Origin of the sequence: Thermomonospora cellulosilytica (assembly GCF_014138835.1) — a bacterium.
Lineage (GTDB): Bacteria > Actinomycetota > Actinomycetes > Streptosporangiales > Streptosporangiaceae > Thermomonospora > Thermomonospora amylolytica.
The window spans coordinates 1,108,993-1,124,232 of record NZ_JACJII010000001.1 but is presented as its reverse complement, the minus strand read 5'-3'; the positions used below and the strand labels follow the sequence as shown (position 1 = coordinate 1,124,232).

Genomic DNA, 15,240 nt, shown 5'->3' with positions numbered 1-15,240 from the left:
CGATTCGGGGCCGCCGGGCGCGGCCGGGAGGCATGCGCGACCCGACGCCGTGGTCACCCCACTAGCGGCTCGCTCCACCCGGGGCGGCTGCGATGGTCCGACCGCCCTCAGTCGGCTTGAAGGCTCCGCTCCGGCCGGCTGAGGGTGGGCCTGTCCCAAGTTCTGGTGGGCTCCGCCCCCGGCCCCCCGCCCGTGGCCGGTGGGTCAGGCGGGGGTGGCTCGGGCGGTGGCCAGTTGGGCGGACAGGCGGTCGATGCCCAGGCGGCGCCAGGTCTCCGGGGTGGCCTTGTGGAGGAGGTTGGTCAGCTGGTGGGGGTCGGTGCGCAGGTCGTAGTACTCGCGGTGCACGATCTCGCCGCCGTCCTCGGGGATGCGGCCGTCGTCCAGTTCGAGGTCGTAGTGCTCGGTGTACTGGAAGTGGCGGGTGACCGTGGCCGCCCAGCTGTGACCCGCCTGGCCGCCGCCCTCCTTCCACCATTCGAGCAGCAGGCCGTCGCGGTCGCCGGAGCGGAGCAGGGAACGGCCGTCCATGCCGGCGGCGGGGGCGACTCCGGCGGCGTCCAGGACGGTGGGGGCGATGTCGATGTTGGCGACCAGCCGGTCATCGCGGTGGCCCGGTCTGAGACCCCCGGCGGGCCAATGGATCGTCAGGGGGATCCTGGTCGACGGGGCGTACGGGACGCTCTTGCTGGTCCAGCCGTGGTCGGCCCAGCAGTAGCCGTTGTCGCTGACCACGATGATCAGCGTGTCGTCGAGCGCGTTCTGGGCCGCCAGTTCGTTCCACAGCGCGCGGAACAGGTCGTCGACGGACCGCAGCGACCGGAGCTGGGCCGCGCGGATGTACCGGCCGTCCTCAAGGGTGCCGTCCGCGTCCCGGATGTAGGCGGGCTTGCCGGCCTTGTCGGTCTCCTCGACGGCGGGGTTGCCGTTCCACGGCGGAACCTCGAGGTCGGCGTACGCGGCCTCCGGCAGGAACGGCTCATGCGGCGCGTACGGGGCCACGTACAGGAACCACGGATGCGAGCCGCCCCGGTGCCGCCGTAAGAAGTCGATCGCCTGCTGCCTGATCAGCGAGGTGGTGTAGGCGGGGTGCGTGGCGATGGTGCCGTTGACGTTCCAGCGGGCGTTCTCGTACAGGGGCGGGTGCATGATCGCGTACTCGTCGAAGTGCGGCGGGGCATGCCGGACGCGCCATCCGTTCAGGTACTTGCCGAAGATCGCGGTGCGGTAGCCGCCCCGCTCGCGAAGCAGGTACGGCAGGGTGGTGCGCTGGTCGAGCCGCTGGGGCCGCGCGTTCTGCAGGACGCCGTGGTTGTGCGCGTACCGCCCGGTCAGGATCGACGCCCGGGACGGCCCGCACAGCGGCGTGGTCGCATACGCCCTGGTGAACGTGGCGCCGCGGATCGACGGGGTGGCCCACTCGGTGCCGAGCGGCTGGTCGTCGGTGACGATGAGCAGGATGTTCGGGCGACGCCGGCTCGCGGCGACCGGGCGGGGCGTGCCCCCGCAGACCCCGGCCACCGCCGCCAGGCCGGCCGTGCCCGCCAGGAACCTCCGGCGGTTCAGCAGAGGGCCGCCCGATCCCCCGTTCGCGTCGATCACGTCCCGTAATTTATTGAGAACGCCCCGTCATGGAAAGCGTCCGCCCTGCTCAGCGCGCCGCCGCCGCGCCTCGGGCAGGCTCGGCGTTCGCCATCCTGGACAGGCTTGGCGACCCGTCCGATCGTCGGTGAGGAGTGTCCATGGATGCGGACGAAAGCCTTCGGCGTTATGGGCTGCGGCCGTCCGCAGCGGATCTCGTACGGATCAGGAGCCTGCTGGAGGCCCACGCCTCTCTGGAACGCGCGGGCCAGGGCCGCGGCGACACCGAGCTGATGAGGCTCTGTTGCGTGCAGTTGTTCGCGGCGGGCGTTCTGGACGACGTGCTGACCATCTGGAGGGCGAAGCAGTCGAGCTTCGACGCCGCCTGCTCGATCGACGTCCAGTTGCTCTGCGGCGCCGGACTGGAGGCGACCAAGGCCCACCTGGCGGCCGACGGCTCCGAAGACGCCGCCGCGGCATTGGACCACCTGCTCTCCTGCGAGGCGGCAGGCGACTTCATCGGCTTCTCGGTCCAGGACCGGCTGCGTTCGTACGCCGAGTACTACCTGGGCCGACCCGAGGAGTCGTGACGCAGGCGGCCCTGGACCGATGCCCGTCGACGGACCTCGTCGCAGGGTGCTACCAGATGACGGGAAGTTGCTCAGGGCAGCGGATCGTCGTGGCGGTCCGCCACGTCAGGTCCTCGTCCGCGACGGCCAGCCGCAGGTCCGGGAGCCGCCGGGTGAGGGCGGCGAACGCGACCTGGAGTTCCAGGCGGCCCAGATGCGCCCCGAGACAGAAGTGCGGGCCATGCCCGAACGCCAGGTGAGGGTTGGGGGTGCGGGTGACGTCGAAACGCTCCGGGTCGGGGAAAGCGGCCGGGTCCCGTCCGGCCGCGTCATGCGCCGGGATGACGAGGTCCCCGGCGCGGATCGTGACGCCGGCGAGCGTGACGTCGGCGGTGGCGCGGCGGGGCTGGCTGTCCAACCACGAGTTCGGCACGGTCCGGAGCAGCTCCTCGATCGCGCCGGGGATCAGATCCGGCCGGCGGCACAGCAACCGGTAGGCGCTGCCGCCGTCCGCCTCGGTGGTGAGCAGGGTGTAGGTGAAGGTCACGATCGCGGCGGCGGTCGTCTCCCATCCGGCGATGATCAGTGCGACCGCCAGCATGACCAGTTCCGGCTCGGTCAGCCCCGCCTCGTCCCCGCGGGCCACCACCTCGCTGAGCAGGCCCTCGTCCGGCCGGGCGCGCCGCTGCGCGACCAGCCCGCCCATGTAGGCCGACATCTGCTCGACGGCGACCCGGGACCGCCGGGCGGCGTCGGGGCCGGTGGCCAGCAGCCCGTCCCCCCACGCGCGGATCTGCGCATAGTCCGCATCGTGGACCCCGAGCATGCGGGTGATGTTGCCCAGCGCGAACGGCAACCCGAACCGGCCGAACAGCTCCGCCCGGTCGCCTCCCGCGACCATCAAGTCCAGAAGCCGCTCGGCCAGCGCCTCGACCTGCGGACGGAGCCGGGCGATGCGCCCGGCGGAGAAACCGCGCTGCGCGACCCCGCGGACACGACGGTGCCGCTCGCCGTCCAGAGCCAGCAGCAACCCGCCCAACGTCGGGTACGGAGGAACGCCGTCGGCCTGCGCACGGGAGAACACCGGATCCTGGAAGACCTCCCGGCACTCCTCATAACCGGTGACCAGCCATGCGGGCCGGCCATCGGGAAGGGTCACCCGCGCGACCGGCCCTTCACTGCGTCGTAGCCGCTCGTATGCCGGGCTCAGCGCCAAGGGATGCTCGGTGTGGAAGGGGTACGGGCATGCTTCGCGGTGGGCCATGACGTCCTTACGATCGTACGGTTTCCACTCCCCCTACGAGATCAGCAGCCCCACTCGAAAAGTCAACCGCCACCACCGCCACCATGAAGTCACCCGCCATCGACGACCGAGTGACACGAACGCCGCCGTACCTTGATTGCTCCGCGCACTGATGCCCGACGTCTTGAACCGCGGCCGGGCCTACTCGCTGCCGATCTCCTTGCGGAGCGAAGCGGTGAACGCACGCAGTGCCATGACGGCCGCGTGCTCGTCGTCAGGCGTCTTGGCACGCCAGCACGCCTGGGCGAAGGAGTCCGCGTGATCGCGTGTCTCCTGAGCGCACAGCAGGTGGATGACCGCACGGCCTTTCTGCAACTGGGACTGCCACTCGCGCAACTCGCCCGGCTCGAACGATTCGAGCCATTCCCTGCCACCGCTGCGGAGTTCGTAGATGTTGGTGCCCGCACTGACCATCTCGGCGGCACCGGCGAGCTTCTGATCGCGCAGCCACCGCCGATGCTCGCCCCTGCTCTGGATCCAGGCCCCGAGCAGGGCCCCCGAGAAACCCAGCAGCGCACCGATGAGACCGGCCAAGACATTGCCCACGCGTGGAGCCTAGATGATCAATCCATGGCACACCGGAACCCGCAGGAGCACCGACGAACCCGCACACACCGGCGAACCGGCCGCACGGCCGTCGCCGACACCGCTGACGGTCGGAGCACTCGTCCCCGCGAACGGCGAGCGCAGGAAGACGACTCCGCGCAGCCGACCGCTCCGACGCGGGGGTCAGGGACAGCGGAGCCCTAGATGCGCACTCGATCGACCATCCGGCTGCGTGTCTGGGCTACTCGTCGCGCCAGCTGGTGAACACCGATTTCGCAGAAGGGCTGGTCGAGTCGCTGAACGGACTGGGACGACCGTCCCTGATGCTCGCGAGCAGGAGTTCCACCATCCCGCCACCGAACGGCTTCCAGTGATCCTCCCCGTACGCCACCTGGCGCGTGAAGACCAGCACCGTCCACTCGTCGGGGTTCTCACAGGTGCAGTGCCAGTAGGCGTCATCGCCGTGCGTGCTGTATCCCCAGAGCAGGATCCCGCCGGGGTCCGGGTAGTACGGATACCCCTCCGGATGCCGCTGCCCCGAGACGAACGGGCCTTCTCCCAGGAGATGCCCGTACACCGAACCCTCCACCGGAGGGGTGCTGATACCGATGTAGTCGTCTATGACGCCCCCGCCATAGGTCTCCACGAAGCTCCGGTAATCGGCCGGGAACGTCACCCCGTACTCCTCCCGGACCCGCTCCCAGTCGACCTGGTCCCCGCCACCGGCAGGCGGCTCCAGGACAGCGACCAACTGCTCTACCGCCCAGTGCATCTGCCCATCCCCTGAGATCCGGCCTTCATCGGAGCATGGCTCTCCTCGGGAGATCCCGCCCCCTGGCTGCGAAGCGTACGGCGATGGCCGGACCTCGTCGCTCACTGGATCAGACGCTGCCCCTCGCTGGTCGCGGCCGGCGACCCGGCCTGTTCCAGACCGCCGCCGCGCTCTTCGGTGTCCCTCGCCGGTCGCGGCCCGGCGGTTCACCGCCCGGTGACCGGCGCCCACACCCGCACACTCCGGGCGGCGCGGCCGGCGGACCACGGCGACGCGCCGCTGCTCTTGGTCCCAAACAGCCCAATTCGGCGGCCAAGTTGTGCACGGGTCGGCGCGTGGCGGCTCAGATAAGGCGGGCGGTGAATCCCGCTTCGATCAGGCGGCGGTAGGCGGCTTCGACTTCGGCCGGCATCTCCTGGGGGATGGCGAAGCCCCGCTCGGGATACTCGATGATGCGCTGGGTGTCACCGACCAGCATGTTGATGACACGGTCCACGTCTCCGATGCCGGCGATGTAGTCGTCCAGCGGGAGCGGGCGGGACGCGCAGATGACGTCCAACTCGGGCCACAGCCTCTTCGCGGTGGCGTAGGCGCGGCGCTGCTGGTAGGGGCGGGACACCAGGATGGCGGAGCGGACCTCGATGCCCTGGTCGACCAGGAGCTTGCGGGTGAACTCGATGTTCTGACCGGTGTTGGTGGCATAAGGCTCGATCAGGATGGCATCGGCGGGCACGCCCAGTTCAATGGCGTGCTCGCGGTAATGAACGGCTTCGCCGCGCGGAAAGCGCTCGACGGTGGTCGGAGCGTTCGCACCGGTGAAGACGATGCGGGGGATGACCCCCTGGTGGTACAGCTCAGCCGTATAGGTGGCCACACCCAGATCGTGACTGCCCAGGCCGATCGCGACGTCACACGGGCGGATGGGGTGGTGCATGTCGTGGTAGTTCCACAGGGTTTCCACGTCGGCGCGGTATGCCTCGGGCAGGGTGGCATCTACGGGCATGCGGGGTCCTCAGTCCGGGATCTTGAACGTGTAGGTCCAGGAGAAGCGTGAGGCGGCGTGGACTCCGCGGGCGAACTCCACGATGCGTCCGTCTCGGGTGAACGTCTTGCGGTGGAGGATCATCACCGGTTCGCCGGCCGGTAGCTGGAGCTGCTCGATCTCTTCGCGGGTCGGCATGCGGGCGTAGAAGGTCTCGGTCATGGTGTCGGGTTCGAGACCTTGGAGGGCGAGGACGGCGAAGCCGCCGCCTCGGCCGGCGGGGCCTGGGCTCGGGTCGACCAGCGGTGTGCCCTCGACGTCTTCGGGGCGGTAGTAGCTGGTCAGCGTGTGGGTTGGGGTGTCGCCTTCCTTGACCAAGCGGGCGCGTTCGTAGACGGATGCGCCGATCTCCAGGCCCAGCGCTGCGGCCACCTCTTCGTCAGCCTCGACCAGGCGGACCTGTTGGGTCTGGTCGGTCGGCTTCCACTCGCGGCCGGACGCTTCCCGGTCGGCGGCGAACGCGACCAGGCCGCCGAACTTCCACTTGCTCTTGGCGTAGCGCTCGATGCCGAGCCGCTTCATCGGTGGACGCTGCCTGACCACGGTGCCGCGTCGGCGCACCGGAGTAACCAGGCCCTCGGCCTCCAAGAGCCGGATGGCCTGGCGGACGGTCTTGATGTTGACCTCGTGCGCCTGCGCTATCTCGTCTTGCTTGGGCAGCGTGCTACCTGGCGGGTACTCGCCTCGCTGGATGGCGTCCCGTAGGACGTCTGCCAGCTCGCGGTAGCCGATCCCCATGACCTCACTCCGATCTCTCCGCTGGTTAACGGTAGCGGTATCAGCCTCCACAACCCGCTCAGACAAATAGAGCTAGCTCTATTGACCCACCCTATGCTGAGCTGTTATAGAGCTAGCTCTAATGGGTCGCGGAGGTCCGGTGGAGAAGGCGGAGGGCGCCAACGCTCGACCATGCCCATCGTGTGGCGGGCGTGGCTGGGAGTGGATTTCGGCGAGTCGGGTCCTGCTGGCACGGCGGATCCGTGGTGACGGCCGGAGCCTAGTGTCGGCGCTCCCGGTGTGAATGGTGTTCGCCGCCGTGGTCGGGGCTACGGCGGCGTGATGGCTGCGGGGCCGACGGCGCGTTGGTGGTTGTGGCGCGGTTGTGTTCTCTGGGTTGCCGTGCCCGGAGGGGACCCAGGGTGTCGTCGGTCCCGCTCTCTGGTGATCGAGGGAGTGGTGTCATGGTTTTGACCGGGAGCGCTTCGAGGCAGCGAACGTCGCTCGGGCGTTCGGGCCTCGGCGGCTGTACCTAGCTGCTCTGGATGCGGTGCTCGTTGCGCGGCGGGGCCTGTGCTGCGGGGTGGTGGTCCGGGACGGCGGGCCGGTACTGCGAGTCGTCGTAGAAGGTGTGGCCGGACGGGCGGTCGAGGTCGGCTGTGACTTCCTGGACGGCCACTGGTGGTTCACCTGGGCCGACAGCGGCCGGACGATCGGGGCGGTGGAGGATCCGCAGGCGGTCGCCGAGGCAGTCACCCGTACCCTCCATCTCAAGGCGGCACGATGAACGCCAGAGCAGCGGATACTCCTAGTGCGAGTTCACCGGAGATCGAGGAGTGGTTTCTGCAGGCGATTATCCGGGTGTACCGACCGTGGGTCACCTCTGACGTGGTCAATGCGAAGGAGAGAGGGCTGGCCGCACGGCGAGTGAGGTGCGCGCAGGAGAGGTTAGCGGCGCTGGCAGCGCCGACCTCCTCACAGGCGCGACATTCCCTGAGCTGAAGCAGTTGATGGGGCACGCCGGTGATCGGGCGGCCGTGATCTACCCGCACGCCACGGACGAACGGCATTGGGAGATCGCGGACACGCTCAGCGACATGGCCCGGAAGGAACTCGAGCGGCGGAACCGATCGGGCGCGCGACGGGCACACAAGCGGCGGCGGGCGTCCTGAACGATCAAGGCCCAGGCAGAGAACGGGGCTCTGACCTGGGCTTTGGTGTGGGTGGAGCCTAGGGGATTCGAACCCCTGACACCCGGCTTGCAAATCTGCGGAGATCATCCCCGATCACCCCTCTGACCAGCCCACCCCATGATCCTCGAGTGACCGCGGTTGACCCCTGATCACCACCTCTAATGGCACGCTAATGGCACGACGGCAGTCCGCTGGCCTGTGCGTTCACCGCGCTACGCAGCACGAACGGGGCCGTCCGTCCCGCGTTGGTTCCGCGCAGTCATATCGCGCGATGCCCGATCGACATCGCGTACTCTGGGTGTGCGCTTACTTCGCGGTTCATGCAGCCTCGTCCCGATGCGAAGGGCCTCGCGCGCCCACCTTTATCACGGGACATCGAGGGCTGTGCCTTCGCATGTCGAGGAGACGCAGCCCGTGTCAAGCATCGCAGATGCCCAGTTGATCGCGTGGGTAATGCTCGGGTCGGCGACCGTCCGGTACGGCGTCCAGCTCGTGTTGGGGGTGATCGTCGCGCTCCGGTCCCGCCCTGAGGATCTCCCGAAGATCGTCCAGGGCTTCGCGCTCTGGTTCCGTCGGGGCCGCAAGTGAGAGCAGCGGCGTAGCCGCTGTTCTTCCCCACATTTCTCCCCCCGACCCCGACGAGACCTGTTCCTAGCGGCGGACAGGTTCCGTCAAGGGTGGCCGTAGGCCATCACGAAGTGACGCGCAGCGCCCTTGACGGGTTCTGTCCGTCGCCATCCTCGACGGCTCGGGGTCGGGGGGAGCCACGCACCCTTCCACGCCAAGCGGCAACACGCAGGCGGCGGCGCGACCCCGGGAACACCGTTCGCTGGGGCGCTGGGCAGGCGTTGCGCCGACGCGCGGCCGAGCGCGCGCCGTCCGGTGACCGGCGCCCACGCCGCACGCTCCGGGCGGCGCCGGCGCTCGGCCGCGCCAGCGGCGCGAGCGGCGCGAGCGGCGCCGCCCCTTGATCCAAAACAGCCTAATTCGGCAGCCGACCGCTCGCTTTTCAGAAGTGCCAACTAGTACTCTGGCCACGTCTGTCGTGGACAAGCGGCTGCTGTCAGCTACGGCGGATTGACAGCGGCAGCCGACGCTGCTGTTACCCACTCCGCAGTTAGAGGGCAAGTCAGCTTGGGTCGTGAGCCACTGATAGTCACTCGCTGTAATCGCTGCGGCCATGTGAGATTATGGTCTGTCCGAATTTCCGCCCATGGCTGAACATAACTTGATCGCAGACGCTTAGCTCTTTATCTGGGAGAAGTCACTCGGTGGGGCGACTCCTGGCGGCTAGATCAGCCTCATCGGATTCTGCCAGCCATTGGCGCACCTGATGAGCGAACTCTTTCGCTCCGCAACGGACTAGTTCATCAAGCACGTCGTGCACCGTCAGCTGCGGGCGGCCTTGTTTGCCAGTGTCTTCGGCCTGCTCAAACAGGACTTGCATGATCGCGTAGGGTGCATGCTCCAGCTCGTAGCAGAGGAAGGTGTCCGGGTGTTGGACCTCGATGTCGAGACCTTCGACCGAGCTGGCGGGGAAGTCCTTGAGGTTCATAGTGACGATCACATCGGCATGACCTCGGACTGCTGCCGCTAGGACGTGGCGGTCTTTGGGGTGGTTTGTCATGGATCCTTCCAGGTTCTCCCAGCCGTGCACTAGGGCATCAGGGAACGCCTGGCGGATGCACTCGATCACGTAATCGGCTCGCCGTCCTTTACGTTCAAGGACGCCGTGGACCTCTTCGAGGATCTTGTCGCTCCACAGCGGTTGGTAGATACCAGCCTCAGCGATCCTAAGCAAGGTGTCCCGAAGGGCGTTCGGGTAAAGCACACATGCATCCAGCACTGCGGAGAACGGCATCTCCCCAGAATAGGGGCTATTCGCCCGGAGCGGGCTCTCCGTACGAACCCGCCTCGACTGCTTCCTGGGTTAGCTCTCGAAGCAGTCGGCGCCTGACCCGACGCCGGCGCTCCTGGTAGGCCAGCACATCGGAGAGCTTGACGCGCCTATGCGCTCCGGGACGGTCGGACACCTTGTCATACGGTATCTCTCCGTCCTCAAGCAGCTTGACCAAGGTCGGTCGCGATACTCCTAGAATCTCGGCGGCCTGGTAGGTCGACAAGGTCATGTGTTGAGGTGCCACTGTCACAGCCAGCCCCTGTGATAGAGCCTCAGCCGCCTGAAGCAGAGCCTCATAGAGGGGGGTGGGTAGCGGAAAACGGGTAAGGTCTGGCCCGATCAGGACGGCAGTCTGACCAGGGGCTTCGCGTCCCCGCGCCCTCAACTCCTTGACGAAGTCGATGAGTACCGCCTGCTCCTCAGGGTCGTCATCCGGGAGGAAGGTGCGTGCATCCGATGCAGTGAGGGCTGCTTCACTCATCGCTACCACCTTGATCTCGTTGATCTAACCTCAGATGTCCGTTTGGCCCTCGATGTCAGATACTCTCTGGAGCGTACCCCAAATCGCAACTAACGAAAACCGCTGGAAGGCAACCGTAGCCAACGGCGCACAGCGATGCACGGCGAACGCTCGCTGCTGGACGCTGCTGTCCAGGGAAGACACCTCCGGCGTGATCCCCGATGCCGCAGGTTGGCTGGTTGGTTGATCTTCATCGGTCTAGCAAGGCGGCCAAGCCAGTCTCTTGGAGTGTGGCCAGCGAGTCTGCTGGCCAGGCTGGTCCTGTCGTGTGCGCGATGCGCTCCCGTGGGCGCGTCACCCCAGACTTGTCTGTATTGTAACGTTTTGGCAACAATCTGGGGAATCCTTGGTTGAAGTCGGGTCCACCGGCTACGCTCCGCTAAAGCTTGCGTTTAGCGGAGCGTAGCCGGTGGACCCGACGCGATTTCAGAGGCTGTCACAACCGGTAGCTGAACCCCTGTCTGCCTGCGGCTATGAGTGCCTACGGCCGCTGCGTCCTATGTCGATCAAGTGCTCTTGGTAGTGGCCGTGACGCAGCGCGAGAGGACCTGGTCGAAGAAGCCACGTGCCCGGCGGGCCGGAGTGGACGGCCGTTGTGTCCCCTTGTGATGCCTTAACCCCTGTGGGAAGGGTCTCACCCAACTCGTTCAAATACTTGCTGGTGAGAGCGCGGTAGGAGCTCCTCTAGGAAGCTGAGTGAGAGTGATGGTCGAGCGGTCTGGAGACTGGTTCGTAGGCTGGGCGCATGATCCGAGCTGTGGTGTTCGATGTCGGTGAGTGCCTGGTCAACGAGACTCGGGAGTACGGGACCTGGGCGGACTGGTTGGGGGTGCCTCGGCACACGTTCTCGGCGATGTTCGGGGCGGTCATCGCTCGGGGGCTGGACTACCGGGAGACGTTCCAGGTGTTCGCGCCGGGGTTCGATCTGACCGAGGAGCGGGAGAAGCGGGCCGCGGTGGGGCAGGCCGAGTGGTTCGGTGAGGACGACCTGTATCCGGATGCGCGGCCGACGCTGGCCAAGCTGCGGGAGTCGGGCCTGTGGGTGGGGATCGCCGGTAATCAGACGGTGCGCGCGGGTGGGATCCTGCGGGACCTGAAGCTGCCGTGCGACATGCTGGCCACGTCCGATGACTGGGAGGTGGCCAAGCCGGATCCGGCGTTCTTCGGGGCGGTGGTCCGGGAGGCTCCGTGTGAGGCGGGCGAGATCCTGTACGTGGGAGATCGGCTGGACAACGACATCCGGCCGGCTGCTGCGGTGGGGTTGAAGACGGCGCTGATCCGCCGGGGTCCGTGGGGGATCATCCAGCAGGACGACCCGGAGGCCGATCGGTTGCCGACCATGCGGATCGACTCCCTCACGGAGCTGCCCGGCAGGATCGAGGAGTTCAACGCTTCAGAGCGCTGAGGGTGGTCTGCCACCCGTACAGGCGGTCGTCCAGGCGGCGGACGCATTCTCGGTCGGCCCACGGTTGCAGGGCGCGGCGGACTTCGGTGACACGGTCCATGCCGGTGGCGTACCAGGTGCGGGCCAACTGGTCGAGGGCCTCCTCAGCTCGGGCGCATGCGGCCTCGGGGTCGCCTGCGGCGGCCTCGACGGCGGCCAGGTCGCCGAGGACGACACTGCGCTGTTTGATGGAGTCGGCGGGGAGGTCTTCCAGGACTTTGGTCAGGGTCTGGCGTGCCTGGGGGATGAGGCCGGCTTTGAGTTCGGTGTTGCCCTTGAACGCCGCCAGGCGGACGGGTGAGAACCAGTCGAACCAGTCCGGCGCGGTGTGCTCGTTGCCTGCGGCGATGACCTCCTCTCCGTGGGCGATCAGGCGCAGCGCCTCGCGGGTGTGTCCGCATCGGGTCTCGCACTCGGCCTCGACGGCATCGAGCCATGCCAGGAACTCGGCGGAGGGGGTCGCTCGGCGCGCGTAGGTGCGGGCCGCCCGCATGCGCTCGGCGGCTTCCTCGCGTCGGCCCGCCCAGCCGGGGACGAACGCCGCGTGCGCGAGGATGGCGGCACCTAGGAGAGCGTCGTCGGCTTCGCCTGCGGCCTGGAGGGCGCGGACAAAGGTCTGGTCGGCGTCCTCCGGCTGGCGCAGGTCGAAGAACTCGATGCGTCCGGCCAGCAACAGCGACTCGGCCAACGCGGTGGCCAGAACGCGGCGGGCGACTCCGGTGGTCTCCGACAGCAGTTGCGTACCGAGTCGGGTGTGCTCGACCACGGCGGGGTGCATCTGTGCGGGCTGGACGCTCCAGTACAGCCGCCGGTAGGCCACCGTGATGGATGCGTAGTCGGCTCCAACGGTGTCCGGCTGAACGGCGACCGCGGCCTTGGGCAAGGGAAGAGCCGCGCCGGTGCCGTACTGGACCGGCTGCGGAGCAGGCGCGGGGGGTGCTCCCTCGGCTGGTGTGTCCCACGGCGGTGTGAATCCAAGCTGCTCGATCGGCATTTGCAGCACATGAACGATGAGGCGCTGGTGGTCGGCCCGTGGCCAGGGAGGGGAAGCGGACTCCCAGCGTCGGACCTGCCTGGCGCTGACCTCTATGTGGCCGAGTCCCAGCGCCGTTGCGGCCCTGGTGAGGGCGTCGGCGAATGCCTGCTGTGAGGCGTAGCCGGCGTGCTGTCGAGCGGCCTTGAGCCGCGTGTTCCCTGCTGGTCGGGCCATTGGGACGAAACCTCCATCCGGATAGCTAACGGCCACATCGTAGCCGCTCAACCGGCCCTTGCTGTGTTTGGGAGGCCGGATCGGCCTATTAACGTCCTTCTAAAGTCCTATTAGTGACCTTCAAGCGGTCTTAGTTGGCCTCCACTCTTGTCTCCAAGCTCGGACGGGTGACAGACCTAGCGAGGTCGGATGAACAAGCGGCAAGGCGCTGCGGACTGCCCTTCCTGTCGAGGACGCGGCTGGAAGTGGGTGTCGGCGAGTAGGGGCCTGCTGGTGCGGCGAGTCCGTGGTGACGGGCCGGAGCCTGAGCGTCGGCGGTCTCCGTGTGGGTGGTGTTCGCCGTCGTCGGGAGCTGCGGCGGCGTGAGGCTGCGGGGCCGGCGGCGTGCTGGTGGTGTGGCGCGGTTGTGCCCTCCGGGCTGGCCGTGCTCGGAGGGGACTCCCGGGGCGTCGCCGGTTCCCGCTCTGTGGCGATCAAGGGGAGTGGGTGTCATGGGTTTTGATCGGGAGCGGTTCGCGGCGGCGAACGTGGCTGGGGCGTTCGGGCCTCGCCGGTTGTACCTGGCCGCGTTGGATGCGGTGTTCATTGCGCGGGGCGGTCTGGGTTGCGGTGTCGTCGTCCGGGACGGCGGGCCGGTGCTGCGGGTCATCGCCGAGGGTGCGGCCGATCGGGCGGTCGAGGTGGGGTGCGACTTCCTGGACGGCCGCTGGTGGTTCACCTGGGCCGACAGCGGCCGGACGATCGGGGCGGTGGATGATCCGCGGGCGGTGGCCGACGAGATCGCCCGCACCCTCCAGGTCGAGGCGGCGCGGTGAGCACCGGGGCGGCGGCTGCTCCTGGTCCAAGTGCACCGGAGGTCGAGGAGTGGTTTCTGCGGGCGGTGATCCGGGTGTACGGGCCGTGGGTGACCTCCGAGGTCGTCAACGCCGAGGAACGCCGCCTTGCCGGGCAGCGGGTGACCTACGCGCGGCAGAGGTTGGCGGCGCAAATGGCTCCGGATGCGGGTTCGGGGTTGGTGCGTGCGGCGGCTGTGCGGGATCGGTCGGGGGCGTGGGGGCCTGGGCGCTGATGGTTCCGGCAGCGGGCCGTCTGTCGGTGTGACGTGTTCGGTGCTGGTGCGGGGCGGGCGTGGCTGGTTACGGTGGTGCTCTCGTGTTGTCGAGTGGTCAGGTGATCCGTATGCCCGGCGGTGGTGCGTTCGTCCCCAAGTACGTGCAGATCGTGGAGACGCTGCGGCGCCGGATCGCCGACGGCGCCTATCCGATCGGCTCCAAGCTGCCCTCGGAGACGGAGCTGATCCGCGAGTTCGGCGTCTCCCGGCCCACGGTGGTGCGGGCGTTGCAGGAGATGGCGCTGCTGGGGGAGATCGAACGCGAGCACGGACGCGGCTCGTTCGTCAAAGCCATTGCCGACACCCGCCCCGAGGACCGGCGTCCCGCGCTGGCCGTGCTGGACCGGCAGGAGACCGAACTGCCCCTCAAGGTGGTCCAGGTCGGCCCGGAGCCGGCACCGACGCGGGTCGCCGGACGGCTGGGCGTGGTCGAGGAGGCGCGGGCGCATCTGCGGCGCTCGGTGGGGTTCTTCGATGACTCCACGCCCAGTGAGGTGGTGTCGCTGTGGGCTCCGTTGGACGTGGCCAAGGCGGCGGGCCTGGAACCCGAACGACCCCTCACCGTGCCGCTGCGGCGACTGCTGACCGCCGGGACCGGGGAGCGGCTGGCGCGGGTGGTCGAGACGCTGACCGCCCGCCGCGCCACCGAGCAGGAGGCCGACCTGCTCCAGCTCGCCCCCGATGAGCCGGTCCTCGGCGTCCTGGCCTCCGTGGTGGACACCACTGGCCGGACCGTGCTGGTCGTGGAGGTCACCCTGCCTGGCTTCCTGCACGACCTCGAAGACACCTACCCACTGTGATCTACATCACACAATCCTGAACTATTCAGCTTAATAACTTAGACATATGCTGCTTGATAACTCGATAATACGAGTAGTCGAGTCAGATTCTGTGGAGGTGATCGCATGGCGATTCAGGGGCGGATCCCGGTGGAGTTCGGGCACGTGTTCCCACACGGCGTCTACGCGACCGGGCCGGCGGAGCCGCTGACCAACTACGAGACCAAGCGGCCGGAGGTGGACAAGGACACCGGCCTGCCGGTGTGGGTGGTGGACGTGTACGACGCCGACCCGGCCGCCAAGCACAAGGCGTCGGCGATCCGGGTGCGGGTCATCGCGCGGGAGTGCCCGGTGCTGCCGGAGGCGGTGGCGGGGCCGTTCCGTCCGGTGGAGTTCACCGGCCTGACCGTCACCCCCTACGTCGAGGTGGTCGGCAGGAATGCCCAGGGCGAGCCGATCACCCGGGTGGCCTACTCCTACCGGGCCACCGGCGTCCAGGCCCCCAGCGGCACGGGGCGCGCTCGCCCGGCCGGTAAGGACGCGGCCTAGTCCG

The 15,240-nt window shown here is 68.1% G+C and carries 16 protein-coding genes; 6 read left to right on the top strand and 10 right to left on the bottom strand.

Annotated elements, in window-relative coordinates:
* Positions 1 to 204: 204 nt before the first annotated feature.
* The gene (locus HNR21_RS05415; RefSeq protein WP_312880856.1) at positions 205 to 1,602 is read right to left on the bottom strand and encodes a sulfatase family protein; all 1,398 of its coding nucleotides are present in this window, start codon (positions 1,600 to 1,602) and stop codon (positions 205 to 207) included.
* 140 nt (positions 1,603 to 1,742) lie between these two features.
* Between HNR21_RS05415 and HNR21_RS05410 the strand changes: the two genes are divergently transcribed.
* Positions 1,743 to 2,171 carry a hypothetical protein gene (locus tag HNR21_RS05410; RefSeq protein ID WP_182704316.1) on the top strand — a complete coding sequence of 143 codons (429 nt, stop codon included), beginning with the start codon at positions 1,743 to 1,745 and terminating at the stop codon, positions 2,169 to 2,171.
* Between the two features lie 49 nt (positions 2,172 to 2,220).
* Here the strand turns inward: HNR21_RS05410 and HNR21_RS36285 are convergent, their stop codons facing one another.
* The 6 genes from HNR21_RS36285 to HNR21_RS05380 all read right to left on the bottom strand — a co-directional run bounded on the left by HNR21_RS36285 (position 2,221) and on the right by HNR21_RS05380 (position 7,209).
* A complete protein-coding gene (locus HNR21_RS36285) occupies positions 2,221 to 3,309 on the bottom strand; it encodes a cytochrome P450 (protein WP_182704315.1) in 1,089 nt (362 codons plus the stop codon).
* Between the two features lie 285 nt (positions 3,310 to 3,594).
* Positions 3,595 to 3,999 carry a hypothetical protein gene (locus HNR21_RS05400; RefSeq protein WP_182704314.1) on the bottom strand — a complete coding sequence of 135 codons (405 nt, stop codon included), beginning with the start codon at positions 3,997 to 3,999 and terminating at the stop codon, positions 3,595 to 3,597.
* Positions 4,000 to 4,240: 241 nt separating this feature from the next.
* A complete protein-coding gene (locus HNR21_RS05395; RefSeq protein WP_182704313.1) occupies positions 4,241 to 4,771 on the bottom strand; it encodes an SMI1/KNR4 family protein in 531 nt (176 codons plus the stop codon).
* 343 nt (positions 4,772 to 5,114) lie between these two features.
* Complete coding sequence (locus HNR21_RS05390) at positions 5,115 to 5,774, bottom strand: YdcF family protein (RefSeq protein ID WP_182704312.1); 660 nt, start codon at positions 5,772 to 5,774, stop codon at positions 5,115 to 5,117.
* Between the two features lie 9 nt (positions 5,775 to 5,783).
* The gene (locus HNR21_RS05385; protein WP_182704311.1) at positions 5,784 to 6,551 is read right to left on the bottom strand and encodes a GntR family transcriptional regulator; all 768 of its coding nucleotides are present in this window, start codon (positions 6,549 to 6,551) and stop codon (positions 5,784 to 5,786) included.
* Positions 6,552 to 7,062: 511 nt separating this feature from the next.
* Positions 7,063 to 7,209 (bottom strand): hypothetical protein, encoded by a 147-nt coding sequence (locus tag HNR21_RS05380; RefSeq protein WP_182704310.1) that lies wholly within the window; start codon positions 7,207 to 7,209, stop codon positions 7,063 to 7,065.
* 928 nt (positions 7,210 to 8,137) lie between these two features.
* Here HNR21_RS05380 and HNR21_RS05375 point away from each other — a divergent pair.
* Positions 8,138 to 8,311: a hypothetical protein gene (locus HNR21_RS05375; RefSeq protein WP_182704309.1), complete on the top strand. Its 174-nt coding sequence runs from the start codon at positions 8,138 to 8,140 to the stop codon at positions 8,309 to 8,311.
* Positions 8,312 to 8,987: 676 nt separating this feature from the next.
* Here HNR21_RS05375 and HNR21_RS05370 read toward each other — a convergent pair.
* Both HNR21_RS05370 and HNR21_RS05365 read right to left on the bottom strand, forming a co-directional pair.
* Complete coding sequence (locus HNR21_RS05370) at positions 8,988 to 9,584, bottom strand: PIN domain-containing protein (RefSeq protein ID WP_182704308.1); 597 nt, start codon at positions 9,582 to 9,584, stop codon at positions 8,988 to 8,990.
* Between the two features lie 16 nt (positions 9,585 to 9,600).
* Complete coding sequence (locus HNR21_RS05365; protein ID WP_182704307.1) at positions 9,601 to 10,104, bottom strand: helix-turn-helix domain-containing protein; 504 nt, start codon at positions 10,102 to 10,104, stop codon at positions 9,601 to 9,603.
* Between the two features lie 784 nt (positions 10,105 to 10,888).
* Here HNR21_RS05365 and HNR21_RS05360 point away from each other — a divergent pair.
* A complete protein-coding gene (locus HNR21_RS05360) occupies positions 10,889 to 11,548 on the top strand; it encodes an HAD family hydrolase (RefSeq protein ID WP_182704306.1) in 660 nt (219 codons plus the stop codon).
* Here HNR21_RS05360 and HNR21_RS05355 read toward each other — a convergent pair.
* Entirely contained in the window at positions 11,529 to 12,797 is a 1,269-nt protein-coding gene (locus HNR21_RS05355) for an NsdA family TPR-like regulatory protein (RefSeq protein WP_182708488.1), read from the bottom strand. The genes HNR21_RS05360 and HNR21_RS05355 overlap by 20 nt on opposite strands.
* Before the next feature lie 491 nt (positions 12,798 to 13,288).
* Between HNR21_RS05355 and HNR21_RS05350 the strand changes: the two genes are divergently transcribed.
* The 3 genes from HNR21_RS05350 to HNR21_RS05340 all read left to right on the top strand — a co-directional run bounded on the left by HNR21_RS05350 (position 13,289) and on the right by HNR21_RS05340 (position 15,236).
* Positions 13,289 to 13,612, top strand: a complete 324-nt coding sequence (locus HNR21_RS05350) for a hypothetical protein (RefSeq protein ID WP_182704305.1) — start codon at positions 13,289 to 13,291, stop codon at positions 13,610 to 13,612.
* Positions 13,613 to 13,976: 364 nt separating this feature from the next.
* Entirely contained in the window at positions 13,977 to 14,708 is a 732-nt protein-coding gene (locus HNR21_RS05345) for a GntR family transcriptional regulator (RefSeq protein WP_182704304.1), read from the top strand.
* 105 nt (positions 14,709 to 14,813) lie between these two features.
* Positions 14,814 to 15,236, top strand: coding sequence for a plasmid replication, integration and excision activator (locus tag HNR21_RS05340; protein ID WP_182704303.1), 423 nt, complete (start codon positions 14,814 to 14,816; stop codon positions 15,234 to 15,236).
* Positions 15,237 to 15,240 lie beyond the last annotated feature (4 nt).

Coding starts and splice junctions, on each gene's coding strand:
- HNR21_RS05410 (WP_182704316.1), top strand. CDS start 1,743: ATGGATGCGGACGAAAGCCTTCGGCGTTATGGGCTGCGGCCGTCCGCA.
- HNR21_RS05395 (WP_182704313.1), bottom strand. CDS start 4,771: ATGCACTGGGCGGTAGAGCAGTTGGTCGCTGTCCTGGAGCCGCCTGCC.
- HNR21_RS05390 (WP_182704312.1), bottom strand. CDS start 5,774: ATGCCCGTAGATGCCACCCTGCCCGAGGCATACCGCGCCGACGTGGAA.
- HNR21_RS05385 (WP_182704311.1), bottom strand. CDS start 6,551: ATGGGGATCGGCTACCGCGAGCTGGCAGACGTCCTACGGGACGCCATC.
- HNR21_RS05370 (WP_182704308.1), bottom strand. CDS start 9,584: ATGCCGTTCTCCGCAGTGCTGGATGCATGTGTGCTTTACCCGAACGCC.
- HNR21_RS05365 (WP_182704307.1), bottom strand. CDS start 10,104: ATGAGTGAAGCAGCCCTCACTGCATCGGATGCACGCACCTTCCTCCCG.
- HNR21_RS05360 (WP_182704306.1), top strand. CDS start 10,889: ATGATCCGAGCTGTGGTGTTCGATGTCGGTGAGTGCCTGGTCAACGAG.
- HNR21_RS05355 (WP_182708488.1), bottom strand. CDS start 12,797: ATGGCCCGACCAGCAGGGAACACGCGGCTCAAGGCCGCTCGACAGCAC.
- HNR21_RS05350 (WP_182704305.1), top strand. CDS start 13,289: ATGGGTTTTGATCGGGAGCGGTTCGCGGCGGCGAACGTGGCTGGGGCG.
- HNR21_RS05345 (WP_182704304.1), top strand. CDS start 13,977: ATGCCCGGCGGTGGTGCGTTCGTCCCCAAGTACGTGCAGATCGTGGAG.
- HNR21_RS05340 (WP_182704303.1), top strand. CDS start 14,814: ATGGCGATTCAGGGGCGGATCCCGGTGGAGTTCGGGCACGTGTTCCCA.